Origin of the sequence: Pseudoduganella rivuli, from assembly GCF_009674485.1 — a bacterium.
Lineage (GTDB): Bacteria > Pseudomonadota > Gammaproteobacteria > Burkholderiales > Burkholderiaceae_D > Rugamonas > Rugamonas rivuli_B.
In genome coordinates this window covers 205,808-230,355 of record NZ_WKJJ01000002.1, presented here as the reverse complement: position 1 = coordinate 230,355, position 24,548 = coordinate 205,808, and the positions used below count along the sequence as shown (strand labels likewise).

General features: G+C 61.8%; 24 protein-coding genes. 14 read left to right on the top strand and 10 right to left on the bottom strand.

What is annotated here, in order from left to right:
* Positions 1–135: 135 nt before the first annotated feature.
* Complete coding sequence (locus GJ700_RS03740) at positions 136–2,805, top strand: TonB-dependent receptor plug domain-containing protein (protein ID WP_154371309.1); 2,670 nt, start codon at positions 136–138, stop codon at positions 2,803–2,805.
* Positions 2,802–3,644, top strand: coding sequence for a hypothetical protein (locus tag GJ700_RS03735; protein WP_229506784.1), 843 nt, complete (start codon positions 2,802–2,804; stop codon positions 3,642–3,644). Before GJ700_RS03740 ends, GJ700_RS03735 begins: the two co-directional genes overlap by 4 nt.
* 12 nt (positions 3,645–3,656) lie before the next feature.
* Here GJ700_RS03735 and GJ700_RS03730 read toward each other — a convergent pair whose 3' ends face one another.
* The 3 genes from GJ700_RS03730 to GJ700_RS03720 all read right to left on the bottom strand — a co-directional run bounded on the left by GJ700_RS03730 (position 3,657) and on the right by GJ700_RS03720 (position 6,118).
* Positions 3,657–4,997 carry a type II toxin-antitoxin system HipA family toxin gene (locus GJ700_RS03730; protein WP_154371308.1) on the bottom strand — a complete coding sequence of 447 codons (1,341 nt, stop codon included), beginning with the start codon at positions 4,995–4,997 and terminating at the stop codon, positions 3,657–3,659.
* A gap of 3 nt (positions 4,998–5,000) precedes the next feature.
* Positions 5,001–5,363: a helix-turn-helix transcriptional regulator gene (locus tag GJ700_RS03725; RefSeq protein ID WP_195763768.1), complete on the bottom strand. Its 363-nt coding sequence runs from the start codon at positions 5,361–5,363 to the stop codon at positions 5,001–5,003.
* 107 nt (positions 5,364–5,470) lie between these two features.
* Positions 5,471–6,118 (bottom strand): TetR/AcrR family transcriptional regulator, encoded by a 648-nt coding sequence (locus tag GJ700_RS03720; protein WP_154371554.1) that lies wholly within the window; start codon positions 6,116–6,118, stop codon positions 5,471–5,473.
* An 82-nt stretch (positions 6,119–6,200) separates the two neighbouring features.
* On the opposite strand from GJ700_RS03720, the gene GJ700_RS03715 reads away from it, so the two are divergent.
* A complete protein-coding gene (locus tag GJ700_RS03715; RefSeq protein ID WP_154371306.1) occupies positions 6,201–6,866 on the top strand; it encodes an O-methyltransferase in 666 nt (221 codons plus the stop codon).
* A 15-nt stretch (positions 6,867–6,881) separates the two neighbouring features.
* Here GJ700_RS03715 and arfB read toward each other — a convergent pair whose 3' ends face one another.
* On the bottom strand, positions 6,882–7,280 hold the full coding sequence (arfB, locus tag GJ700_RS03710) for an alternative ribosome rescue aminoacyl-tRNA hydrolase ArfB (RefSeq protein WP_154371305.1): 399 nt from the start codon (positions 7,278–7,280) through the stop codon (positions 6,882–6,884).
* Between the two features lie 157 nt (positions 7,281–7,437).
* Between arfB and GJ700_RS03705 the strand changes: the two genes are divergently transcribed.
* Positions 7,438–7,905, top strand: coding sequence for a hypothetical protein (locus tag GJ700_RS03705; protein ID WP_154371304.1), 468 nt, complete (start codon positions 7,438–7,440; stop codon positions 7,903–7,905).
* 92 nt (positions 7,906–7,997) lie between these two features.
* Positions 7,998–8,264: a hypothetical protein gene (locus GJ700_RS03700; protein WP_371867810.1), complete on the top strand. Its 267-nt coding sequence runs from the start codon at positions 7,998–8,000 to the stop codon at positions 8,262–8,264.
* A gap of 42 nt (positions 8,265–8,306) precedes the next feature.
* On the opposite strand, the gene GJ700_RS03695 is transcribed toward GJ700_RS03700, so the two are convergent.
* On the bottom strand, positions 8,307–9,059 hold the full coding sequence (locus GJ700_RS03695; RefSeq protein ID WP_371867835.1) for an SDR family oxidoreductase: 753 nt from the start codon (positions 9,057–9,059) through the stop codon (positions 8,307–8,309).
* A 126-nt stretch (positions 9,060–9,185) separates the two neighbouring features.
* Between GJ700_RS03695 and GJ700_RS03690 the strand changes: the two genes are divergently transcribed.
* Complete coding sequence (locus GJ700_RS03690) at positions 9,186–10,112, top strand: LysR family transcriptional regulator (RefSeq protein ID WP_154371302.1); 927 nt, start codon at positions 9,186–9,188, stop codon at positions 10,110–10,112.
* Here GJ700_RS03690 and GJ700_RS03685 read toward each other — a convergent pair.
* Positions 10,096–12,132: a PQQ-dependent sugar dehydrogenase gene (locus GJ700_RS03685; RefSeq protein WP_154371552.1), complete on the bottom strand. Its 2,037-nt coding sequence runs from the start codon at positions 12,130–12,132 to the stop codon at positions 10,096–10,098. The two genes, GJ700_RS03690 and GJ700_RS03685, sit on opposite strands and share 17 nt — an antisense overlap.
* A 367-nt stretch (positions 12,133–12,499) precedes the next feature.
* Between GJ700_RS03685 and GJ700_RS03680 the strand changes: the two genes are divergently transcribed.
* A complete protein-coding gene (locus tag GJ700_RS03680; RefSeq protein WP_229506781.1) occupies positions 12,500–13,648 on the top strand; it encodes a low temperature requirement protein A in 1,149 nt (382 codons plus the stop codon).
* A 79-nt stretch (positions 13,649–13,727) separates the two neighbouring features.
* Here the strand turns inward: GJ700_RS03680 and glmS are convergent, their stop codons facing one another.
* Positions 13,728–15,557 carry a glutamine--fructose-6-phosphate transaminase (isomerizing) gene (gene glmS, locus GJ700_RS03675; protein WP_154371301.1) on the bottom strand — a complete coding sequence of 610 codons (1,830 nt, stop codon included), beginning with the start codon at positions 15,555–15,557 and terminating at the stop codon, positions 13,728–13,730.
* Between the two features lie 147 nt (positions 15,558–15,704).
* Here glmS and GJ700_RS03670 point away from each other — a divergent pair, with 147 nt between their 5' ends.
* Complete coding sequence (locus GJ700_RS03670; RefSeq protein ID WP_154371300.1) at positions 15,705–16,181, top strand: Lrp/AsnC family transcriptional regulator; 477 nt, start codon at positions 15,705–15,707, stop codon at positions 16,179–16,181.
* A gap of 576 nt (positions 16,182–16,757) precedes the next feature.
* Here the strand turns inward: GJ700_RS03670 and glmU are convergent.
* Positions 16,758–18,137 (bottom strand): bifunctional UDP-N-acetylglucosamine diphosphorylase/glucosamine-1-phosphate N-acetyltransferase GlmU, encoded by a 1,380-nt coding sequence (gene glmU, locus GJ700_RS03665; RefSeq protein WP_154371299.1) that lies wholly within the window; start codon positions 18,135–18,137, stop codon positions 16,758–16,760.
* Between the two features lie 27 nt (positions 18,138–18,164).
* Between glmU and GJ700_RS03660 the strand changes: the two genes are divergently transcribed.
* The 5 genes from GJ700_RS03660 (at position 18,165) to GJ700_RS03640 (ending at position 21,277) form a co-directional block, all read left to right on the top strand.
* Entirely contained in the window at positions 18,165–19,058 is an 894-nt protein-coding gene (locus tag GJ700_RS03660) for a DUF6279 family lipoprotein (RefSeq protein WP_154371298.1), read from the top strand.
* A gap of 31 nt (positions 19,059–19,089) precedes the next feature.
* A complete protein-coding gene (gene rsmD, locus GJ700_RS03655) occupies positions 19,090–19,725 on the top strand; it encodes a 16S rRNA (guanine(966)-N(2))-methyltransferase RsmD (protein ID WP_154371297.1) in 636 nt (211 codons plus the stop codon).
* Between the two features lie 100 nt (positions 19,726–19,825).
* Positions 19,826–20,323: a pantetheine-phosphate adenylyltransferase gene (gene coaD / locus GJ700_RS03650; RefSeq protein ID WP_154371296.1), complete on the top strand. Its 498-nt coding sequence runs from the start codon at positions 19,826–19,828 to the stop codon at positions 20,321–20,323.
* An 11-nt stretch (positions 20,324–20,334) separates the two neighbouring features.
* Positions 20,335–20,601 (top strand): YfhL family 4Fe-4S dicluster ferredoxin, encoded by a 267-nt coding sequence (locus GJ700_RS03645; protein WP_154371295.1) that lies wholly within the window; start codon positions 20,335–20,337, stop codon positions 20,599–20,601.
* A gap of 76 nt (positions 20,602–20,677) precedes the next feature.
* Positions 20,678–21,277 carry a chalcone isomerase family protein gene (locus GJ700_RS03640; RefSeq protein WP_154371294.1) on the top strand — a complete coding sequence of 200 codons (600 nt, stop codon included), beginning with the start codon at positions 20,678–20,680 and terminating at the stop codon, positions 21,275–21,277.
* Between the two features lie 179 nt (positions 21,278–21,456).
* Here the strand turns inward: GJ700_RS03640 and GJ700_RS03635 are convergent, their stop codons facing one another.
* Positions 21,457–21,699, bottom strand: coding sequence for a hypothetical protein (locus GJ700_RS03635; RefSeq protein ID WP_229506780.1), 243 nt, complete (start codon positions 21,697–21,699; stop codon positions 21,457–21,459).
* Between the two features lie 167 nt (positions 21,700–21,866).
* Between GJ700_RS03635 and GJ700_RS03630 the strand changes: the two genes are divergently transcribed.
* Positions 21,867–22,835: a LysR family transcriptional regulator gene (locus GJ700_RS03630; RefSeq protein WP_154371292.1), complete on the top strand. Its 969-nt coding sequence runs from the start codon at positions 21,867–21,869 to the stop codon at positions 22,833–22,835.
* Positions 22,836–22,882: 47 nt separating this feature from the next.
* Here the strand turns inward: GJ700_RS03630 and GJ700_RS03625 are convergent, their stop codons facing one another.
* Positions 22,883–24,442, bottom strand: coding sequence for a methyl-accepting chemotaxis protein (locus tag GJ700_RS03625; protein WP_154371291.1), 1,560 nt, complete (start codon positions 24,440–24,442; stop codon positions 22,883–22,885).
* Between the last annotated feature and the right edge of the window lie 106 nt (positions 24,443–24,548).

The following is a 24,548-nucleotide window of genomic DNA, read 5'->3' as shown; positions in this document are numbered from 1 at the left end:
CAACCGACGCCCTGGCGGCGTAATGCCAGCAGTTTTGTACAAAAACAGCAGTCCCTTCCGTGACCTGTTTGTGCAGACCCAACACACTCCGGACAGTGCCTTTCAATTCAATCACTGTCATAAAACGGAGACAGCATGTTTGCAACTCGTCCCATTGTCCGTGCCGTCGCGCTGCTGTGCGCCGGTATGGCGCCGCTGGCTGCGCAAGCGCAGCAGCCAACCGACTCCCCTGCGCGGGTGGAAATCACCGGTTCCCGCATCAAGCGCGTCGCCGCGGAAACCGCGTCGGCCGTGCAAGTCATCAGCGCGGAAGACATCGCCCGTTCCGGCGCGAATACCATCACCGACGTGCTGCGCAACCTGCCGGCCGGGAACACGGGGGGCTACAACACGGAAGGCACGCCGTCGCAGGCGTTCGGCTCGGCCGGCGTCTCGCTGCGCGGCCTTGGCGCTGGCGCCACGCTGACGCTGATTAACGGCCGCCGCGTGGCGCCGTTCGGCTTTGGCTCGGCCTCGTTCGTCGATACCAATGCGATCCCCGTGGAAGCCATCGAGCGCGTCGAAGTGCTGCTGGACGGCGCGTCGGCCATCTATGGCGCCGACGCCATCGGCGGCGTCATCAACATCATCCTGCGCAAGAATTACCACGGCCTGTCGGCCAAGCTCAGTGGCGGCACGTCGTCGTACCACGACGGCAACACCGGCGGCGTCAGCATCACGTACGGCCAGGGCAGCATGGACGAGCAGGGCTACAACTGGCTGACCAGCCTGTCCCATCGCGACACCAGCCCGGTCATGGTCAATGCCCGCCCCCGCACCAAGGATGCGGATTTCCGCCGCTTCGGCCTGTCCGACCGCCGTTCGACGTATGCCAGCAATGCCTACACGGCCTCCGGCACCGCCGGCGGCACCTTCCTCGGCATCGTCGGCGATTGCCCGGCGCTGAACGACCCGGCCAGCCCCGCGCTGAACGGCCGCTGCATCAACGACAACACCACCTCCGTGACCTTGCAATCGAAAGCGCAGCGCGACAATGTCTACAGCGCGCTGACCTATGCGCTGGGCGGCGGCTGGGAATTGTTTGGCGATGCGTCGCTGAGCCGCAGCCGCCAGGAATCGACCATGTACAGCTACGGCACCAATGCCTACGGCGCCTACACCAATGACCTGGTCGACAAGGATGGCCTGTACGGCAACGCGCCGGGCACCACCATCGGCTTCCTGCCGCTGCCGGCCAGCCATCCGCAAAACCGCTGGGGCAAGACCGTGGCGGTGCGCTACCTGTTCAACGACGTGCCGACCACCATTGCCAGCGAGAGCCGCAACATGCGCTACACACTGGGCGCGCGCGGCATGGCAGGGCGCTGGGACCTGGAAGGCGCCGTGATGTATTCGCGCTCGCTGACCGATACGCGCTATCACGGCTACCTGCAGGACAGTGTGCTGATCAACGACGTGCTCGATGCGAACGGCCTGGTACGCAACAGCTTCACGCTGCGCAATCCGTCCGCCAACGATCCGGCGCTGATGGCGCGCCTGTATCCGGTGCTGGACAACCATGCCAACACCACCACCAGCAGCGTCGACGTGCACGGCAGCCGCGAACTGGTCGCGTTGCCCGGCGGTCCGCTGACCATGTCGCTGGGAACGGAATTGCGCCGTGAGCAGTTCGATGCGGCGCCGGATACGCGCTTTACCGACGGCTCGATTCAATTGATCGGCATGACCGGTTCCAGCGGATCGCGCAGCGTGGTGGCCGCGTATGGCGAGCTGTCCGCACCGGTACTGAAGTCGGTGGAACTGAGCCTGGCCGCGCGCTCCGACCGTTACAGCGACTTCGGCTCGGCCTTCACGCCGAAGGCCGGCGTGAAATGGAGCCCGCTGCCGCAGGTGGCGTTGCGCGGCACCTATGCGAAAGGCTTCCGCGCGCCATCGCTGCCGGAAGTCCATGCCGGCAATACCAACGGCTATACCAAGGTGCAGGATCCGAAGCTGTGCCCCGTGTTCGATACCGCCAACGACAATTGCGAACGCTACGTGGCGTATACCACGGGCGCGAATCCCAACATCAAGGCGGAGAAATCCAACAGCTATACGGTCGGCTTCGTGGTGGAACCCATCCCGCGCTGGTCGCTGTCGGTGGATGCGTACGACATCAAGCGCCGCGACGAACTGTCGACCATCAGCACCATTTATTTGCTGGACAACGAATCGAAATACGCCAACCGCATCGTGCGCAATCCGGTCAGCGGCAAGCTCGATCATCTGAGCCTGCTCACCGCCAACCTGTCGGAAACGCAGACGCGCGGCATGGACGTCGATGCGCGCGGCGTGGCGTCGCTGGGTGACTGGGGCCGCCTGACCATGACGGCCAGCTATAACCGCATGCACAGCTACAAGAGCGCCAGCACGCCGGACGATCCGCTGATGGAATACGCGGGCTATTACGGGCTGCCAAAAAACCGTGGCCGCGCCGGCCTGGCCTGGGATCGTGGCCACTGGGACGCCAGCATCGACTGGAACTACGTGGGCGGCTACAAGGTGACATCGTCGCCCGACACGGTCTGCTCGTTCAAGGCCGCCACGCCATGGTATTGCGACGTGCATGCGGCGCTGACGGCAAACGTGTATGTCCGCTACAAGGGCATCCGCAACCTGGAACTGTCGCTGTCGGTGCAAAACATCGCCAACAAGGAAGCGCCGTTCGACGCGAGCCAGATCCCTTACCTGCAAGGTTATTCGCCGGCATACCATAGCCAGATGGGCCGCTATTTCCAACTGACCGCGAGCTATAACTTCAAATGATGCAAATGACCATGTTGCGGCGCATGCTGATGTGCGCCGGCATGGTGCTGCTGTCCGCCTGCAGCACCATGGAGCCAATCGATCACAACAACGATGCGTTGCGCCTCGAGTGCCATTGGGACTTGAAGTATCCGGCCGTGGCGCCTTCCGATGCCAGCGTGGCGCAATTGCGCGACGTCGCCACGCACCGCCTCGCGGCGCTGCAACTGAACGCCGTGTGGACGCTGGAACAGGAAGGCGTGACCGGAGAAGCGTTCACGGACAGCCCTGAAGACCGGGCGCGCCTGCAGCGTTTATTGAGCGTGGTGCTGCCGGGGCTGGAGCGCTACCCGCAACCGTTCTTCGCCAACGTGCGCTTGAAAAACATCGTGCTGGTGAAGGAACTGGCGGTGGGCGGGCAGCGCCGCCTGGCGATGCCGATGGCGGAAACGGATGGCGTGGCCTATGCGGACAACAATGCGAAAACACTGTGCCCGGCCGGGATGGAAATGCGCGTGCACCACGAGTTCTATCACTTCATCGACCACCGCGAATACAACGACTACTACCATCCGGACCCCGCGTGGCTGGCAATGAATCCGGCAGGCCTGCAATACGGCAAAGGCGGCGCGACCTTCTATGGCAAGAACCTGCAGGATCTGGGCCACGTGCGGGAAGGGCTGGTCAGCATGTATTCCGGCTATGGCCAGGAAGAGGACAAGGCGGAAACCTTCGGCTGGATGATGACGCCGGACTATGCCGCCCGGCTGGACTTGTTTGCCATGACGGACCCGCACCTGGCGGCGAAGGTGAAACATATGCGCGAGCAGGTGCGCAAGTATAGCCGGCAGCCCGGCTAACGCTGCAAGCGGTTACCCGGGTGGCATATTGGCGAGCCGGCTGCATTGAGCCCACATCCCTTCAATGATGCTTTCAGCTACGTCAGCGGGGTAGCCAGCCGGAAGGATGCCCAGGACTTTCTCGGCGACTTCCGGCGCTTGCGCGAGAACTTCCTCGATAATCTGCTCCGCTGCGACTGCTCCCAGCCCAACCTGGCCAGCCATGGAAGACCAGTGTCGGCGCATGATGCGATCAACCAGGTAATAGTTGTTGCTGCCTCTGACAGCCATGGCCAGCTTGGCTTCATGGCGCGAGATCAAGTTCGGGCCATTTCCGATAATTGGGTGTGCAGAGAGAATGTCATATAACCGCGTGGCACGATATACGCCCCCCGGCCCGAGCACGATGCTGAAGTTCTTTGCGTGACCATCGGTGGCGATGAGCAGCCAGAATACGATTTGCGTCTTGAAGAAGTTACGGCGGTCAAATTCCGCAGATTCCGACCCCAGCAGCAGTTGCATGATGCGCTGGATGCCAGGTCCGCCATCGGCCTGGTACTTGAGCAGCGGTGAGAATCCCATCGCCTGGCACATATCCTCCTGCGGTAACCTCACAATCCACGTGCGGTCATCAGCGTATTTCCGGTCGAAGCGTTCGACGGAAAGTACTTTCTGGTCCTCAAATTCGAGGATGTCCGTCCTGGCGACCGGGAGACCAAAGCCCTCCATGATCTGTGAGCATAACCATTCATTTTCCACGGAGGTGCGCATGTCCGCGCGCCTGTTCCCGACCAGCCCCAATGGCAGTTTCAGGATATGGCTAGTTGGCGTACTGCCCAGTGGCCGATACCACTGTCCTTCATGCCGCAGGAGGGCATTCTTCTCTTGCGCACCGGCGATGGAAAGACGCAGGTCGTTACGGTGATCTTCCCGCCCCAGTCCGCCTGGTGCGGTAGTCGCGCGCAGCAGTTCTGCAATCTCGTGCTCGTCCAGTTGTTCGCCCTGAATGCTGAAGAAGTCTTCGGGTATTTCATCTGGTCCCAGCAGTTGAGTAGCGCCGGCACAATCCCGCCCGATCGCTTGCAGCAGATCGAATGGGGAAGTGCTTCCCGTGTGGTGCCGCTGCGCCAGGCGCCGGCGGATAGGTTCACTGTCGGGCAGCAGGTTGTCGAAGTAGTTCGTGACCACATCGCCGCTATAGGGCGCGTTCGCAGCCGTAAACGGCATTGAGAGTGAGAGCGGACGGCGGTTCTCGTCAGATAACCATTCAGCGAAATAGGTGAAAGTCGACACGTTGCGCCGGATCGTCCATTGCCCCACCGGCGTACCGTTCAGCCACACATTGAGACTATTTGGAACTCCTCGTCGCGCCATGCATCACCACTTGGTCGTATCGTTACGCTTGATTTGTTTAGCGGGCGCCGGTCCGATAGTCGTCCCTCCCGGGTCATCAATGACCGTTCCTTGCACACGCGCCCGGCCTTTTGTCCGCGGCCTGATTCGCGGGTCAGGCACCGTACCCGGATCACTGTCCGTCAACTGGATTTTCACGTCCATCAAGCGCAAGATAGTAAAAAGGCGATCGACACTCGTTGATGCCAGGTTCGCCTCGATTTGAGCGTAACTCTGCTGGCTGATCCCTAATTTTTCAGCCATCGCCGCCTGCGTGAGGTGTGCCTTTTTCCGGAAGCCCCTGATCAGTGGCTTGAGGTGATCCAGTGTATGGATAGTGAATTCCATGGCCGAGTCTTCAATGACGTTAAATACAGTATAGGAACTGTAAAGTACCATTACAAGACAAAACCTGTAAATAATTAAAATTACAGGTTTTACCCTGTAAATTCAGCTTACAGGACTTGGCCTGTTTTGGCAGCCAGCTTGTCCAGATAAGCGCACAGCATATCGGCCAGCGCATCCGCATACGCCGTGATTTCGCCATCCGTGCGCGGCGTTTCAGAAAACTGCTGGCCGACAGCGCTCAGCGTCGACATGACCAGGTCAGCCGCCATCGCGCGGACAGGCTCGGCCGCATCCGGTAACACCTCTTGCATGAAAGCCTGCAACAGGCGGTCGCCCGACGCCCTGGCTTCCAGCGCTTCCGGCGCATCGCGGTAAAACGGCGCCGCGTCATTGAGCGCCGTGCGGACGTCCGCCTCTTCGCATTCGGAACGCACAAAGGCTTGCACCAGGATGCGCAACCGTTGCAGCGGCGGCTTTTCGAAATCCTGCAGGATGGTGGCCAGCATGGCCGAGGTTTGCCGCCATTCATCGCTTTGCAGGCGGAACAGGATCGACGCCTTGTTGGGAAAGTATTGGTACACCGAGCCGACACTGACACCGGCGCGTTCCGCCACCCGCGTGGTGGTGAAGCGGTGGGCCCCTTCTTTCGCCAAAACCTGAATAGCCGCCTGCAAAATCGCGCTGACGAGGTCGTTGGAACGGGCCTGTTTCGGCTTTCTGCGCGAGGCAATACAGGAGTTCTGGCGGTCGGTCATGGCGGGGGCGGGCAACGCGAATATGAAACGTGAAGGATTCTTCATATTATTGACGCTCTTACTTCAAAAAGGAATCCCCCCCATGACGACCCTGACCTCTTCCCCCGTCGCACCGCTGCTGGAGCGCCTGTTTGCCGACGCCGACAGCGTTACGGTGCCCGCCATGACGGCGTTTGCCGCCTTGCCGGTCGCGGAGCGCGGACGCCTGTTGAGCAGCAAGACCGAATACCGCGAAATCTATGCGCAATTGAAGGACGCCGCGATTCCCGTATCGCGCCAGACCGGCACGTTGCTGTACATGCTGGCGCGCAGCGCGAAGGCCCGCGTGATCGTCGAATTCGGCACGTCGTTCGGCATCTCCACGCTGCACTTGGCGGCGGCGCTGCGCGACAATGGCGGCGGCCAGCTGATCACGACGGAATTCGAGCCATCGAAGGCGCGGCGCGCCCGCGACAACCTGGCGGCCGGCGGCCTGCTGGACCTGGTGGACATCCGCGAAGGCGATGCGCTGGAAACCTTGCGCACCGGTTTGCCGGAGCAGATCGACTTGCTGCTGCTCGATGGCGCCAAAGGGCTCTACTGGGACGTGCTGCGCCTGCTGGAACCCCGGCTGCGTCCCGGCGCACTGGTCATTGCCGACAATGCCGATTACTGCCCCGAATATGTGGCGCAGGTGCGCGCGCCCGACGGCGGCTACCTGTCGGCGCCATTGCCGGACGACGTCGAGCTGTCGGTGAAGTGCGGATAATCATTGCGGCGGCCGCTATTCGCTGACCTTGCCCCGCAGCGCCTTGATCTGGCCACTGCGGGCCTTGCCATCGAGCCGGCGGCGCTGCGATGCGCGCGTGGGGCGGGTAGGGCGCCGCACGGCCGGCACATCGGCGGCCTGGTCGACCAGTTGCTGCAGGCGGCGCAGCGCATCGTCCTTGTTTTGTTCCAGGCTGCGCGACTGCTGCGCCTTGAGCACCACCACGCCTTCCTGCGTGATGCGGCTGTCGCGCATGGCCAGCAGGCGCTGCTTGACGTGCTCCGGCAGCGACGATGCCGCGATGTCGAAACGCACGTGCACGGCACAGGAAACCTTGTTGACGTTCTGGCCGCCGGGGCCCTGGGCGCGGATGGCGCTGAATTCGACTTCGGCGGGATTGATGATGGGTGGCATGTTGTCGTGTGGTATAGGCAAAGCGGTCGCGTGCCTATTGTCCCGTAATCCTACAGGCAGGTGGGCACTATTCCGATAGGCCGCCCAGTTCAAACCGGTAAGCTGGCGTGCAGGCGCCGTTCCCTTCGGCGCGACCACGATACAGGAGTGCGCACCAATGAACATCCGTAACCTGCTTTCCTCCGCCCTGATCGGCGCCGTTGCCAGCGCGCGATCGATGACACCCATGGCCACCCTGGCGGCGGCACGCCTGGCGGAACGCCGTACGCCAGGGCAACTGGTCTTGCTGGACCGGCCGCTGTTCAAATTCGGCGCGCTGGCAATGGGCGCCGGCGAGCTGGTTGGCGACAAGATGAAGACGGCGCCCGACCGCACGGTCTTCCTGGGACTGCTGGCGCGCGTCATGAGCGCGGGAATCGCGGGGGCGGCATTGGCGCCACAGGGCCGTGAACGGGCCGGCGCGGCCGTCGCGGTGGCAACCGCCGTCCCGCTTGCCTACCTGACCCTGGCGGGCCGCAAAAAGGCCATGGCGCACATCGGCCAGACCCGCAGCGGGCTGATTGAAGACGCGCTGATCGTGGCCGCCGGTGCCGCCGTGGTGGCGCTGTCGACGAAACGTGCCTAGTTGGAAACTGCCCGGGCAAATATGTTTTCGCTCACCCAGGACAGATCGACGACAATACGCGGCAAGAACAACCGTCAACCAAGGACACCACCGTGAAGAAAACCGACCTGGCGAAGAGCGATGCCAAAAAAATCATGAATAAAATGGCCGCTCCCGGCGCCAAGGGTTTCGGCGGCCCCGCCACCCCGGCCATCGATAAACGCGAACAGCGCAAGCGCGACCAGGCGCTGGGCCTGGTGCCGTTCGCAGTCAAGCTCAACAGCGAATTGGTGAAACAGTTGCAGGCGCTGGCGACCGAGCGGGGCGTCGACATCAATACGGCGGTGGCGGACGTGCTGGCGAAAGGACTCGAAGGCTGAGCCATACCGCCGGCACGGAACCGGCGGTACGGGCCCCTTGGCTTATACCTGTGCCAGGCCGCCGTCGACAAACAGCTCGGCGCCGTTGATGAAGCTGGCGTCATCGGAAGCCAGGAACAGCACTGCCTTGGCGATTTCTTCCGGCTCGCCGACGCGGCCCAGCGGCACCTGCGCGGCCAGCATGTCCAGCAAGCCTTGCTGGGCGGAAGCTTCAGGGCCGGCCAACTCCACCAGTCCCGGCGTGCGGACCGGACCCGGGCTGACCACGTTGACGCGGATCGCGCGGTCCTTCAGGTCGAGAATCCAGCTGCGCGCCAGATTGCGTACGGCGGCCTTGCTGGCGCTGTAGACGCTGAACGCCGGGGTACCGACGATACCGGCGGTAGAGCTGGTCAGCACCACCGAGGCGCCCTTGCCGAGCAGTGGCAGCGCGTTCTGTACGGTGAAGATCAAGCCTTTCACGTTGCGGTCGAAGGCATCGGCGATGTGTTCCTCGCTGATGGCGCCCAGCGGCGCCATCGAGCCGCCGCCGGCGTTCACGTACAGCACGTCGATGCGGCCGGCCAGTTCCCTGATGGTGTCGAACAAACGCTTGAGGTCGGCGCTGTTCGAGGAATCGGCCTGGATGCCGATGGCGTTTGGAATGCTGGCCGCGGCGGCGTCCAGTTCGGCCTGGCGGCGGCCGGTAATGAAGACGCGCGCACCTTCCGCCGCGAACAGTTTGGCGGTGGCCAGGCCAATGCCGCTGGTGCCACCGGTGACTACCGCTACTTTGCCTTGAAGCTTGCTCATGATCGGACTCCTTGTTGGGTTGGTTGATGGAGTCCAGTGTATTTTGTGCAGAATCCTGTGTAAATCCGCCATTTATGGAATCACTATCCATGTAGATGTACAATCAAGCGCATTGATTGGGGGAGTTCCATGGACCACTTACTAGCCTTGCGCGTGTTCGTACAAATCGCCGACGCGGGGACCTTCGGCAAGGCGGCCGACCAGTTGTCGCTGCCACGCTCCACCGCGAGCAAGTTGATCCAGGATCTGGAGCAGCACCTGGGCGCCAAGCTGATCCACCGCACCACGCGCACCATCACCGTCACGCCGGAAGGGGCCCAGTATTACGAGCGCGCACGGCGCCTGATCGCCGACCTGGACGACATGGACGCGGCGGCGCGCCAGACCCGCGCACAACCGCGCGGGCGCCTGCGGGTGGACGTGGGCACCATCCTGGCCAACCGCATCCTGCTGCCGGCACTGCCGCAGTTCCACGCCGCTTATCCGGACATCGAACTGCGGCTCGGTGTGAGCGACCGGCCTACCGACCTGGTGAGCGAGGCAATCGACTGTGTGATACGCGGGGGCCCGCTGGCCGACACCACGCTGATCGCCCGCAAGCTGTGTGACATGGAGTTCGTCACCTGCTGCCACGCGTCCTATATCGCCGCGCATGGCATGCCGTCGCACCCGAATGAGCTGGAGGAAAAGCATCGCGTGGCCGGCTATTTTTCCTCGCTGACGGGCAAGGTTTTCCCGCTGCGTTTCGCGCGCGACGGCGAACACATTGAAATCAACGCCAACGTGGCGGTGGCTGTGAACGACAGTACGGCCCACCTCACCGCGTTGACTGCCGGACTGGGCATAGGCCAGACCTTCGGCTGGTTCGTTCGGGACCAGCTGGCCAGCGGCGAGCTGGTGCGCGTGCTGGAAGATTGGCAGCAGCCGCCCCATCCGCTGCACATCATGTATCCGCCCAACCGGCACCTGAACGCCAAGGTGCGCGTATTCGTCGACTGGGCCGTGCAACTGTTCGCGGCGGTGGATACGCGCCCTCCGCCTACGGTTTCAATATGATTTTCAGGATCTGTGTATTGGTATTGTTCGGGATACTGTCCTTGTCCCCCGCGGCATCGCTGGTCGTCATCCACAAATTGCCGTCAATCGACGGTTCCACGGTGCGGATGCGGCCATAGGTGCCGACAAAGAATTGCCGCACGTTCACCAGGCTGGACCCGCTGATTTCGCTGCGATACAAACGCTTGCCGGCCAGACAGCCGACGTACAGCGCATTGCCGACGATGGCGATGCCGCTGCACGATGCTTCCGTATTGCGATAGGTATATTTCGGCGCGACATAGCCCGCCGTGGCACAGCCAGTCCCGGCGCGCGATATCACGCCTTCGCAATTCGGCCAGCCATAGTTGCCGCCTTTGACGATCAAGTTGGTCTCATCCTGCGAATCGCCAAATTCCTGTTCCCACAAGCGGCCGCTGGCGTCGAAAGCCAGCCCCTGTGGATTGCGGTGGCCGTAGCTCCAGACATAATTCCCGAACGGATTATCAGCGGGCGGCGTGCCATTCGGATTCAGCCGCAGGATCTTGCCGGAAAGTTGCCGGATGTCTTGCGCGAACGGGCCGTTTTGCCCATCGCCCGTCGCCGCGTACAGCTTGCCGTCCGGGCCGAAACGGAGCCGCCCGCCATTGTGGAATTTGTTGCGCCCGATGCCCTTCAACAAGACCTCGAGGGATGCCACGTCGAGCTTCCCGTTCACATAGCGAACGCGCACGATGCGGTTGTCCGTGGGGCTGGTGTGGAACACGTAAAGCCAGTTATCCGCGTCAGGGAAGCCGGCGGGGACGGCGATGCCCAGCAGGCCGCCCTCGCCATCGGTACCCTGGACGTTGGGAATGGTGCCCAGCGACGTCTTGGTTCCGGTGACCGGGTCCAGCCGGATGATGTCTTGCGCGTCGCGCCGGCTGTACAGGACTGTTCCATCCGGCAAGGCAGCCAGCCCCCATGGGATATCCGTCTCGGCAGCCACCTGGGCCGCTGAGCAGATGACATCGGTGCAGCTCTTTCCTGAGGTTAAGGACAAGGTGGTCCCGCGCGGCGAGACGTTGCCTTGCGCGTCGCGGGCAGCGACCGTGTACTGGTACGTGGTCTCGGCGGCGAGCCCGGAGTCGACGTACCCGAGCGAACTGGTGCTGCCGACTTTCGTACTGTTGCGATAGACGTCGTAGCCGGTGACGCCCACATTGTCGGTGGATGCATTCCATGCCAGCGTCGCCGTGGTGCCCGACACGCTTCCGCGCAAGCCGGTCGGCACCGACGGGGCCTGGGTGTCGGTCTCGCACTGCGGAACCTTGAGCGGAAGCGTCGTGCTGGCCTGCGAAACATTGCCGGCCCCGTCGCGCGCATTGACGTACAGGCCCCAACTGGCGCCCGGCGTCAGCGTGAGCTGGGCAGTCAGCGTACTGGCATTCACCGTCCCCAGGGCCTGGCCATCGCGATAAATGTCGTAATACGCGACACCGACGTTGTCGGTGGCGGCCTTCCACGTCAGCGTGGCGGAGCGGCACGTCAGGGCGCTGATGGCCAACCCGCTCGGTGGCGTTGGCGCCTGCGTGTCGTTGGTTGAAGGCGGCACCGCGCTGAATGACCATTGCTGGTGAGCCAAGCCCTGGCAGGGCCACATATCGATGCCGGTGCCGTTCACCGTGCGGCCACCCTGCACCGTCAGGCACAGTCCGGATTGGGCACTGACGATGGTCTTGTCCGGCTTGATCGTCCATTTCTGGTTGGCGCGGCCGTGGCAGGGATAGGATTGCACGATGGCCGTGGGTTGCGTGCTTGCCGCCCTGACGTCCAGGCAGCGCGCGCCATCGAAGGTTCTCAGTTCGCCTGCGGCGGTGTATTCCCACTGCTGGTTGATCCTGCCGTGGCAATCAAAAATGATCGCGGGGGTGGCGGGCTCCTGGCTGCCCATGTAGATGTCCAGGCACCGTTGCGAAGGCCCGCTCACCAGCAGTTGAGTTGGGGCCGCGGCGACGGTGGGCGATATGCTGCATATGCCGAGGCCGGCGATCACGTGCATTACTGCGAAACCGCGTGGCGGACAGCTTGCCTGCAGAGCTTCGATGAAGGGGATGGATTTGATCACGCTTGCACCTCACGAATGGTGTGAGGCAGAGCCGAATGCGAGTGCGGCCGCATCACATGGGGGACCACTGACTGGGCAGGCTATTGAGAGCCTTGGAGATGTTGGGAGGGTAGCAAAAGCCGGCGGAGTGCGGTTTTCATTAGGAGCGCCGCTCTGCAGTGCGCCCCGTCGATCCCCGCAAGCGCGCGCGGTCTTTCCCGGTTACGGTGGATAAGCTGCTAGTATCGGTGCAGTTGGCGACGCGCGATGACACGGTCCGCGCGAAGCGGCCCGGGAACGTCCACGAGTCCAATGCATTCTTATGACGCAACTGCCCGAGATGCAGAAGACAAAATATTTCGACCCCAATCGCCGTGCCACCTGGCTCGAGTTGTTCTTCGACCTGATTTTTGTGGTGGCGATCGGTGACGTCACGCATATCCTGAACCACACGCATGAGGGTCATCTGGCCCCACTGCGGTTCTGGCAATACGTTCTCACTTTCATACCCTTGTGGTGGATTTGGGTCAGCCACACGATGTATGCCAACCGGTTCGACGCGGATGACCGCAAGCATCGGCTGGCTACCCTGTTCATCATGTTCCTGGTGACGATCATCTCAGGCTTGATCGACCAACGGTTCCTGGCCAGCTTTGAGGCCATCATCGTCTGCTACGCCAGTTCGAAATACATCATCGCCATGATGTATTTCGTGTCGAAACACCGGCACAAGGAAAGCGTGCAACTGACAACGGCAGTCGGGTGGGCGACCCTCGTTGGCGCCACCATCAGCCTCGCGGCGATTCTGTTCCCGGCGCCACAGCGCTATGCCGTGCTTTACCTTGGCATACTGTTCGATCTGGTTGCGTTCATCTGTTTTTTGCCGCGTCGTCTGCGAGGCATCCCGGCGCATACCGAACACCTGATCGAGCGTGTGGGCCTGCTCACGCTCATCTTGCTGGGAGAGTCCGTTATCAGCCTGTCGACGGGACTGGCCAATATCAGCTGGAATGTCGAGAAGCTGGTGACCGCGGCCACCGGCTTCGTGACGATATCGAGCATCTGGTGGGTCTACTTTGACAGTTTTCACTTGCTGTCCAGACAGAAGCTCGCGACCGGTCATTCGGTCCTGTACTCGCATTTATTCGTTTTCATCGGCCTGTCGATCCTTGCCAGCCTGATACGGCATGCGATCCTGGACGACATGCGGATAGCCGATTTCCGCGTACTGACGGTCATCGGCACGGTTTGCTTTTTCATTGGCAAGCAGTACGCCTATTTCATGGAGCGTCCCGAGCTGCGGCGCCAGTTGGTGGTCAACACCCTGGTCGTTTTCGTGTTGACCGGATTTGCGCTGCTATTGTCCAGAACCAATTACATCCTGCTTGGTCTGACCGCTGCGGTGATTTGTTATGCGTTCCTCAGTCTCAAATACCTGACCGTGCCCTCCGGGCGTGGGGACCATCCATGATGAGCACAGGGGCGATCGCCCCTGTGCTTTGTCAGACTTTGTTATTTTTCTGCACTCGCGTCAGCGACCGCCTCCCCGCTTACTCCACCGTCACCGACTTCGCCAGATTGCGTGGTTTATCCACGTCCGTCCCGCGCGCCAGCGCCGAGTGATACGCCAGCAACTGCAGCGACACCACGTGCAGAATCGGCGACAGCTGGCCATAGTGTTCCGGCATGCGGATCACGTGCACGCCGTCGCTGGACTGGATGCGCGAATCGACGTCGGCAAACACGAACAGCTGGCCGCCGCGGGCGCGCACTTCCTGCATGTTCGATTTCAGCTTTTCCAGCAGGGCGTCGTTCGGGGCGATCGTCACCACCGGCATTTCTTCCGTCACCAGCGCCAGCGGGCCGTGTTTCAGTTCGCCGGCCGGATAGGCTTCCGCATGGATGTACGAAATTTCCTTCAGCTTCAGCGCGCCTTCCAGCGCGATCGGGTAGTGCAGGCCACGGCCCAGGAACAGCGCGTTTTCCTTGCGGGCGAATTCGTCCGCCCACGCGATGATTTGCGGCTCCAGCGCCAGCACGGCCGAGACCGACGCCGGCAGGTGGCGCAGCGCTTTCAGGTGCGCGGCTTCTTCCTCTTCGCTCAGGCGGCCATTGACTTGCGCCAAGGTCATCGTCAGCAGGAACAGGCCCACCAGCTGCGTGGTGAACGCCTTGGTCGACGCCACGCCCACTTCCACACCGGCGCGCGTGATGTACGCCAGTTTGCATTCGCGCACCATGGCGCTGGTCGACACGTTGCAGATCGTCAGCGTGTGTTCCATGCCCTGTGCGCGCGCGTGTTTCAGCGCCGCCAGGGTGTCGGCGGTTTCACCGCTTTGCGAAATCGTCACCACCAGGGTTTTCGGATGCGGCACGGAATCGCGGTAGCGGTATTCGGACGCGATTTCCACGTTGACCGGCAGCTTGGCGATCGATTCGATCCAGTACTTGGCCGTCAAACCCGCGTAGTAGCTGGTGCCGCAGGCCAGCACCAGCACGCGGTCGATGTCCTTGAACACCTGGTAGGCGCCGTCGCCGAACAGTTCCGGCATCACGCCCGTGACGCCGTCCAGCGTGTCGCCAATGACGCGCGGCTGTTCGAAGATTTCCTTTTGCATGAAGTGGCGGTACGGGCCCAGTTCCGCCGCGCCGGTGTGCGCGTGCACGGTTTTGACTTCACGCTCGACTTGCTTGCCGTTGACGTCGGCGATCCACACGCGGCCCAGTTGCAGGTCGACCACGTCGCCTTCTTCCAGGTAAATGATCTGGTCGGTGGTGCCGGCCAGCGCCATCGCGTCGGAGGCGACAAAGTTTTCACCATTGCCCAGGCCGACGATCAGCGGCGAACCCTGGCGCGCCGCCACCACGCGGTGCGGTTCTTCGCGGCAGAACACGGCGATCGCGTACGCGCCATGCAGGCGCTTGACGGCCTGCTGCACGGTTTCAAATAAATCGCCCTGGTACATGTGGTCGACCAGGTGGGCGATGACTTCCGTGTCGGTCTGGCTCTGGAACACGTAGCCCAGGTCTTGCAGTTCCTTGCGCAGTTCGTCGTGGTTTTCAATGATGCCGTTGTGGACCAGCGCGATGCGGGCGTTGTCCGACGTGGGCGAGAAGTGCGGGTGGGCGTTGTGCGATGCCGGCGCGCCATGCGTGGCCCAGCGGGTGTGGGCGATGCCGGTGAAGCCGTTCAGGCCGGTTTCTTCCACCTGCTTGCCCAGGTCCGCCACGCGGGAGGTCGAGCGCGAGCGCTGCAATTTGCCATCAACGTGCAGCGCCACGCCGCACGAATCGTAGCCACGGTATTCCAGGCGCTTCAAGCCTTCGACCAGGATAGGGGTGATGTTACGCTGCGCTACTGCGCCGACGATGCCGCACATGGTGGTCCTTGTCTGGATGAGTTATTTAATGACAACCAGTGTAGAGCAGCGTCTGTGAAATATGCTTTCCTATTTCAATCGTGCATGAAATTTTATTTCAAGTGTGTATAGTGTAGAAATTAAATTTCATATTCAACGATAATCTGAATGAATATTCCATCCACTTCGTCCTTCGACGATATCGACCGTCGCATTTTGAACGTATTGCAGGACAATGCGGCGCTGACCAATGCGGAATTGGCGCAACTGGTGCACGTGTCCGCCCCGACATGCCTGCGGCGCGTCAAGCATTTGACCGAGACGGGCGTGATTGCGCGCCAGGTGGCGCTGCTGGCGCCGGACAAGGTGGGCGCGGGCCTGACCGCCATTGTGGAAATCACGCTCGACGTGCAGGCTGCCGAACGCATGGAAGAATTCGAGCAGCACGTGGCGGGGGAGGCAGCCGTGCTGCAGTGCTACCGCGTGTCGCCGGGGCCGGATTTCGTGCTGGTGCTGCAGGTGGCGGATATGCCGGCCTATCACGCGCTGGCGCACCGCCTCTTCGCCACCCGCACCAATGTACGCAACGTCAAAACGTACTTTTCCACCTTCCGCAGCAAGTTTGAAACGCGGATTCCCGTGTGAGCGACGCTCTACGAGGCGTAAAGTTTTCCACTGCCGGATGCCAGTTATACGCAGCATATGCAGGGGGTTTTCACAGGGTTACCCACATTGTTATTCACATTTCAAGGTTGATGTCCCGCTAAAAGCCTGTGGATAGTTATGCCTGTGCTATCCCCTGTTTTTACACAGCCTTATACACATGTGCGTTCCGGTTATCCCGGATTATTCAACGGCTATCCACCATTTTTCAGACGCTTATCCAGCCGCTTACCCACAAGTTTATGCACCGCCGCCACAGCCACGGCACGCCGCACTGTCATCGCCACTTATTCACCAGCTTTCCCCTGCTCATACACAGCCTGTCCCCTGCTTAACCCCACGCTTTTCAACAAAGTTATACACATCGCTTATCACCCCAACGCCAGCGAATGATTTCAGCGCACGCGGCAAGTTGTCCTCATCTTATCCTCCGGCACCCCACAGGATATCCGCTGCTTAATCCCAGCTTTTTCGCAGGCTTTTCAACACATTTATCCACAACTTCCGGCCATAAAAAATGGCGCCGCAAAGGGCGCCATTGCAGGGGATCAGCCTGAATTACTTCTTGATTTTCACCGGACGTTTCCAGCCGGCGACCGACGTTTGCTTGGGACGGGAAATCGTCAACTGTTCCGCCGGCGCATCCTTGGTCAAGGTCGTGCCCGCGCCGATGGTGGCGCCGCGGCCGACGGTGACGGGGGCCACCAGCTGGCAATCGCTGCCGATGAACGCGTCGTCTTCGATCACGGTGCGGAATTTATTCGCGCCGTCGTAGTTACAGGTGATGACACCGGCGCCCACGTTGACTTTCGAACCGATGGTGGCGTCGCCCACGTAGGCCAGGTGATTGGCCTTGCTGTGCGCGGCGATCTGGCTGTTTTTGACTTCCACGAAGTTGCCGATGTGGACATCTTCACCCAATTCCGTGCCAGGGCGCAGGCGGGCGTACGGCCCCACCTGCGAAGCGGCGCCGACCACCGCTTCTTCGAAATGGCAGAACGGCTTGATATTGGCGCCGGCGCCCACTGTCGTATTGACCAGCACGCTGTGCGCGCCGACCGTCACGCCATCGGCCAGTTCGACCTTGCCTTCGAATACGCAGCCGACGTCGATCGTCACGTCGCGGCCGCAAATCAATTCGCCGCGTACGTCGATGCGGGACGGGTCCATCAGCGTGACGCCGCGCTCCAGCAGCGCCTGGGCAATGTTCAATTGGTGGATGCGTTCCAGCTGGGCCAGTTGCACCTTGCTGTTCACGCCTGCCACTTCCCACTGGCCGGACGGTTGCGCCGACACCACCGGCACGCCGTCCGTCACGGCCTGGGCCACGATGTCGGTCAGGTAGTACTCGCCTTGCGCGTTGTTGTTTTGCAGCGCGGACAGCCATTTCTTCAGGTGGCGGGTAGGCGCCACGATGATGCCGCTGTTGATTTCCTTGATGGCGCGCTGTTCCGGCGTGGCATCTTTTTCTTCCACGATGCGCTCGATGGCGCCATCGGCATTGCGGATGATGCGGCCCAGGCCGAACGGATCGTCCTGTTCCACGGTGAGAATGCCCAGCTTGTCGGCGCCGGCCGCGTCGACCAGGCGTTGCAGCGAGGCGGCCGTGGTCAGCGGCACGTCGCCGTACAGGATCAACGTCGGATGCGCTTCATCCAGCACCGGCAGCGCCTGCATGACGGCGTGGCCCGTACCCAGTTGCGGTTCTTGCAACGCAGCGGAAATGTCGGTGCCGGGGATTTGCTTTTCTTTTTCCAGGTGAGACAGGACGGCTGCGCCCCCATGCCCATAAATCACGCATAATTTGGACGGGGACAAGCCGCGCGCAGTGTGGATAACGTGGGACAACAGCGGTTTGCCGGCGATAGGGTGCAGCACTTTCGGCAAGGCGGATTGCATGCGTTTGCCCATGCCGGCGGCGAGGATGACGACGTTCATATGGCCGATAAACTGAGAGTTGAAAATATGGAAAAGTTTAACACGCAGGCCCTGCACCACAGGGGCGCACGCTATATTTTCGTCATGCTTTTGCTGGCGCTGCTGGGCGCCTGCAGTTCATTAAAGCTCGCCTATAACAATGGCGACACCTTGCTGTTCTGGTGGCTGGACGCGTACGTCGACCTGACGTCCGACCAGAAACCGGGGGTGAAATCCGATATCGGCGATTTGTTCCGCTGGCACCGCAAAACCCAGTTGCAGGACTATGTGCAACTGCTGCACACCGCCCAGCGCCAGCTGCACGGCACGCCCACCGTGGCGGATTTGCAGGCCGATTACCGTGAAACGCGTGCGCGGGCGGAAGCCGTCCTGATGAAAGCGGTGCCGGATATTGCGGAACTGGCGTTGAAACTCACGCCGGCGCAAATCGTCGCCATGGAAAAGAAGTTCGACAAGAATAACCGGGACTTCCGCAAGAAAAACATGAAGGGCGACCGCACCGAGCAAATGAAGTTCCGCTATAAGAAGTCGATGGAGCAATTCGAACTGTGGTTCGGCGACTTCAGCCGCGAACAGGAAGCGGTGTTGCGCAAAGCGTCCGATGCCCGTCCGCTGGACAACGAATTGTGGCTGGACGAACGCATGCGGCGCCAGCAAAGCATCCTGGACATGGCGCGGAAAATTCAGCAGGAAAAACCCACGCAAGCGGTGGCGGAAGGGTGGATCCGGGACCTGGTGAAGGAATTGTTCGACCGGATGGAAAAGCCGTCCGACCGCAAGGCTTTCTTCGATGCTTACCTGGCGAGCAATATCGAGCTGGTGCACACGGTGATCCGCATCGCAACGCCGGAACAGAAAGAGCATGCGAACAAGCGGATGCAGGGGTGGATCGACGATTTGAACGCACTGGCGCTGAAGTAGGGGGTAAATCCAGCATGGTATAGTTCCGCCCATGCAAAAGAAGTCGACTAAACCTCCTAAAGTCCCGGTCCACGGCCCCAAACACAGCAACCAGGTGCGCATCATCGGCGGCGACTGGAAACGCACGCCGTTGCCGGTGCTGGAAGCGCTGGGCCTGCGTCCCACACCGGACCGCGTGCGTGAAACCGTGTTCAACTGGATCAGCCATTTGCGCAACGCCAACTGGGCACAGGCCAGGGTGCTGGACTTGTTTGCCGGCAGCGGCGCGCTGGGTTTCGAGGCAGCCAGCCGCGGCGCGGCCAACGTGCTGATGGCGGACACCAATACCGCCGTGATCCGCCAGCTCGACACCATCAAGACCAAGCTGAACGCCGCCAACGTGACGTTGCAACGCGCCGATGCGCTGGTGCTGGCGCAATCGCTGGCGTCGCGCGGCCAGCAATTCGACCTGATCTTCCTCGATCCCCCTTACCAGCAGGATTTCCTGGCCCGCGCGCTGCCGCTGTGCACGAAATTGCTGGCGCCAGGCGCGCTGGTCTATGCGGAATCCGGTTTGCCGCTGACCTTTGCCGACGGCGAGGCGCCGGAGTGGATGGCGGGGTGGGAAGTCATGCGCGCTGACAAGGCGGGGATGGTGTACTACCATTTACTTCAGTACAACGGCTGATACCACAGGATACCGGCTGAGGCGCTGCTGCACTGCGGCAAAGCCTGATTTTCAGGCATAATGCGCTTTCTATTGTTTGGAGTAACTGTAGGGAGCCGCAATGGTTGTAGCCGTTTATCCGGGAACATTCGATCCGCTGACGCGTGGTCATGAAGATCTGGTGCGCCGCGCATCGGGCCTGTTCGACCAGCTGATCGTCGGCGTGGCGGACAGTCAGAACAAGCACCCGTTCTTTTCGCTGGACGAGCGTCTGTCCATCGCGAATGAAGTGCTGGGGCATTATCCAAACGTCAAGGTCGAGAGTTTTTCCGGGCTGTTGAAGGATTTCGTGCGCGAACATGATGCGCGCGTGATCGTGCGCGGCTTGCGCGCGGTGTCCGACTTTGAATATGAATTCCAGATGGCGGGCATGAACCGCTACCTGTTGCCGGACGTGGAAACACTGTTCCTGACGCCGTCGGACCAGTACCAGTTCATTTCCGGCACCATTGTGCGGGAAATCGCCATGCTGGGCGGCGACGTGTCGAAGTTCGTGTTCCCGTCCGTCGACCGCTGGCTGCAAAAGAAAATCGCCGCCACGCGCGGCACCGGGGTGTAAGGAGATCCACCATGGCGTTGATGATCACTGACGAATGCATCAATTGCGACGTCTGCGAACCCGAGTGTCCGAACGATGCGATTTACATGGGCCTGGAAATCTATGAAATCGACCCGAACAAGTGCACGGAATGCGTCGGCCACTTCGACGAGCCGCAGTGCGTGCAAATCTGCCCGGTGGAATGCATTCCGCTGCATCCGGACTGGCAGGAATCCAAAGAACAGCTGTTTGCCAAGTACGAGCGCCTGACTGCGGCGAAAACGCCACCCGACGCCTAAAAAGTATGATCGTACGAATCCATGGCGGGGTGCGGATGTTATAGTCGGCACCACAAAACAACACCATGGAGACAGCATGCAATCCTTCCGCAGGACGATCCTGAAATCCGCCGCCGCGGCCGTAGTGCTGGCGGCCGCATCCTTCCAGCCTGCCTTGGCCGCCGTGGACGTGGCCGGCGTGAAATTCGACGACACGGCCACCGTGGCCGGCCAAACCCTGAAGCTCAATGGCGCGGGCTTGCGCACCAAGGTCATCTTTAAAGTCTATGCGCTGGGCCTGTATTTGCAGGACAAGAAAACCAATGTGGCCGACGTGCTGGCGGCGCCGGGTGCACGCCGCGTGCACATCGTCGTGCTGCGCGAACTGACGTCGGAAGAATTCGGCAAAGCCTTCATGGCGGGCCTGAACGACAACACGGACGCGGCCGAGCGCGCCAAGATCGTGCCGCAAACCAAGCAATTTGGTGAAATGTTCGCGTCGTTCCCGGGCTTGAAGAAGGGCGATGCGCTGACAGTGGATTGGATCCCCGGCAGCGGCACGCAATGTTTCCTGAACGGCAAGCCGATCGGCCCCGTCCTGCCCGACCAGGCGTTCTACAACGCCATCCTGCGCATCTGGATCGGCGACAAGCCGGTGGACAGTTCGCTGAAGCCACAGCTGCTGGGCGAAAAATAGTTACCCCAGGGGCCTAACCCCTCCCCCAGGGGCCTGGCCCCTTTTGCACTATCGTTCGCTAAGAGAACGATAGTACGAAAAGGGCCAGGCCCCGAAATATCGACTGGATTCTGGCACTGGAAAAGAAAATCGGCGCCGGCTGGGAAGCTGGGCGCCGATTGGCTTGGTGCGCGGGGGACTTAAGCGCGGGCGGCCAGGGCGCGCAGTTCGGCGGCGTGGCTGGGGGCGACTTCCATCGAGTTGAGCATGCGGTTCAGCACCAGCGCGTCGCGCATCTTGCGGCGCTGGGCGCGTTCTTCGCAGGTTGGCTTCGGGTGGATGGCCAGCGCCAGCGCGCGGACCACACCCAGCAGCAGCGGCTTGAACAACAGGACCAGGAACAGCACCAGCACGGCGCCCAACACCGCTTGCAACGCGGTCATCAGCGAGACTTGCAAAAGTAAGGCTTGTACAGCAGAAATGAAGGTAGACATCGAAGTTCAGGAAACATTACAATCAAGCGTAACTATAGTGCGCTGCAACATATAAATCCAATTTCGTTTCCCGATATCAATCATTCGGAAAGCGAATAAGTCCACACCTACATACCATGAGCTTTCTGACGCTGGACTTAAACTTGCTGCGTGTCTTCGACGCAGTCATGACCGAGCAAAACCTGACGCGCGCAGCCGGCCACCTGGCCATGACGCAGCCTGCGGTGTCGAACGCGATCAAGCGCCTGCGCGAAAGCCTGGGCGACGAGCTGCTGATCCGCACCGCCTACGGTGTCAAGCCGACGCCCCGCGCGGAAGCGTTATGGCCATCGGTGCGCAGCGCACTGGCCAGCCTGGAAGCGGCCGTCACCCCGGAAACGTTCGATGTGTCGAAAGCGCACGCCACCTTCCGCCTGGCGATGGCCGACGCCACCGCCGCATTCTGGCTGCCGTCGCTGATGCGTTCGATCGAGCGCGAGGCGCCCGGCGTCAATGTGCGCATGGTGCCGCTGACCACGCGCGAGCCGCGTCCCATGCTGTTACGCGGCGACGTCGACCTGGCGGTCGGCTTCTTCCCCGGCGTGGCGGCCCAACTGTCGTCCGACACGAGTTCCCCGATCCGCCACGAGCGCCTGTATTCCGGCCACTATGTCTGCGTGATGCGGCGCGACCACCCGCTGGCGAAAGTCGAACTGACACTGGATAACTATTGCGCGGCGAACCATTTGCTGGTCAGCTTCTCCGGCCGCGCGCACGGCCTGGTCGATGAAGCGCTGGCGCAAATCCAGCGCGAGCGCCGCATCCTGCTGACGGTGAACCAGTTCTTCACCGCGGGCCGCGTGGTGGCCAATTCGGACCTGGTCACCGTGCTGCCAAAGCACCTGATCGCCTCGACCGGCATGACGGACGCGCTGGTGCACAAGGAATTGCCATTCCAGCTGCCGGCCGTGCACCTGGATATGCTGTGGCACGAACGCGATGCCCGCAGCCCGGCCCACAAGTGGTTGCGCGCAAACCTGGAAGCCATGAACACCGTGGTACAGAAAACCGCGCCAGGGACGGCGCCGCGCAGCGATATTGATTAAGCATCGCAAAAACCCGTCATTCCTGCGGGGATGACGGGACTCCGGGCTCAGTGCCCCGCCGACTTGTACCCGATCCTGAACCCGCCCCAATGCCGCCCGTTCACGTAAATCGGCGCGGACAGGTCATGCATCACTTCCCCGGTATCCCGCTTGTACGTCTGTAACAGGAACGGCGTCGTGTTCGACCCGCAGCGCTTGCCCGTGCGGTCGCTGAAGATGCGTTTGGTGCGGTTGTTAACGATGTCGATATCGTAATTGCCCGTCAGCGGCTGGGAAAATTTCCGGTTGTGGGTCGGGAAGTAGCCATTGTTGTCCACCGCGCCCGCATAGGCCAGTTGCGGCATCGACGCCAGCAGGCTTTCCTGCAAGTCCGGCAGCACGCGGTCGGTGAACTTGTCGAACTGCGTGGTGTGCTTGGGCGGATCCGTGTTCGGGATCGGCACGTAGTGGCGGTCGAACAGCGCCGCTTCGCTGATCTGGCCGCGCTTGATGGCGTCTTCGAACAGGTGGCCGACTGCGCGCGCCGCGTCCTGCGCCGCGCGAATGATGTCGTCGTGCGCGGTCGGCACCTGCGCACTGCCCAGCGCCGCCGTGATGACTTCGGCCCGCTCCGCCACCGCCATCGCGGAACCGGCCGCGCGCGGCAGGTCGCCTTCCGTCGACAGCATGCTGTCGCGGATTTGCGCAATGGCGTCGGCAATCACGTGCGTCGTGTCGACGTGCTCGCGCGAGGCGCGGGCGATTTCCCCGATTTCCGTTTCCGACACGCCCGACGATTGCTCGATCGACGACAGCAAGCCATGCACGGTTTCCACGTTCTGCGCTGCGTCGCTGACGCTGGACGCCAGCGAATTCATGCCCTTGCTGGCGACTTCCGCCTGCTCATTGATGGCCCGCACCATCAGCGAGATTTCATCGGTGGCTTCCTTGGTGCGCTGCGCCAGTTGCCGCACTTCGCCCGCCACCACGGCAAAGCCCCGGCCCTGTTCGCCGGCGCGCGCCGCTTCGATGGCGGCATTCAGCGCCAGCAGATTGGTACGGGCCGAGATTTCAGTAATGGCGGTGGTAAAGCCGTAAATGCGCTTGGCCTTGTCTTGCAAGTCCGCCATCACGGACGCGGCTTGCTGCGCATCGGCGCGGGCGCGGCGGATGCGCTCCAGCCCCTGGTCCGCCTCGGTGCGCCCGGTTTCCGTTTCCGCACGCACGCGGGCCGCCACTTGCGCGGCCCGTTCCGCATTGGCGGCAATTTTCTCCGTGGTGCGCGCGTTCTGGCCCGAGCCGGTGACGATCTCGCCGGCCGTGCGCACATCCGATTCAATTTTCTTTTTGACGGAATCGACGAAATACGAGGTTTCCGCCGCACCGATCATGATGGCGTCGATTTCTTCGCCCACCGTGCGGGCAAAGCGCTGCGGGCCCTCGTCACTGCGGCCCGCGCCCTTGAACTGGACCAGCAGGGCGCCGGTCAGCGCCGCCAGTGCGGCCGGCCACACCGGGACCGCACCGCCGCCGGCCACTTGCTGCGCCGTCCATGAAACCAGCGAACCCGCCGCGGCCGCCCCCAATACCCAACCAACGTGATGCACCTGCTTGCGCTGCAACTTCATGTCTCCTCCGAGTCGCACAAGCTTGCCTTGCATCCGCGAATACGGGCCTGGACCGGAAGGCAGCAGGTGCGAAGGGAGCACCTGCCGCTTGCCGGTTCCGTTCTGG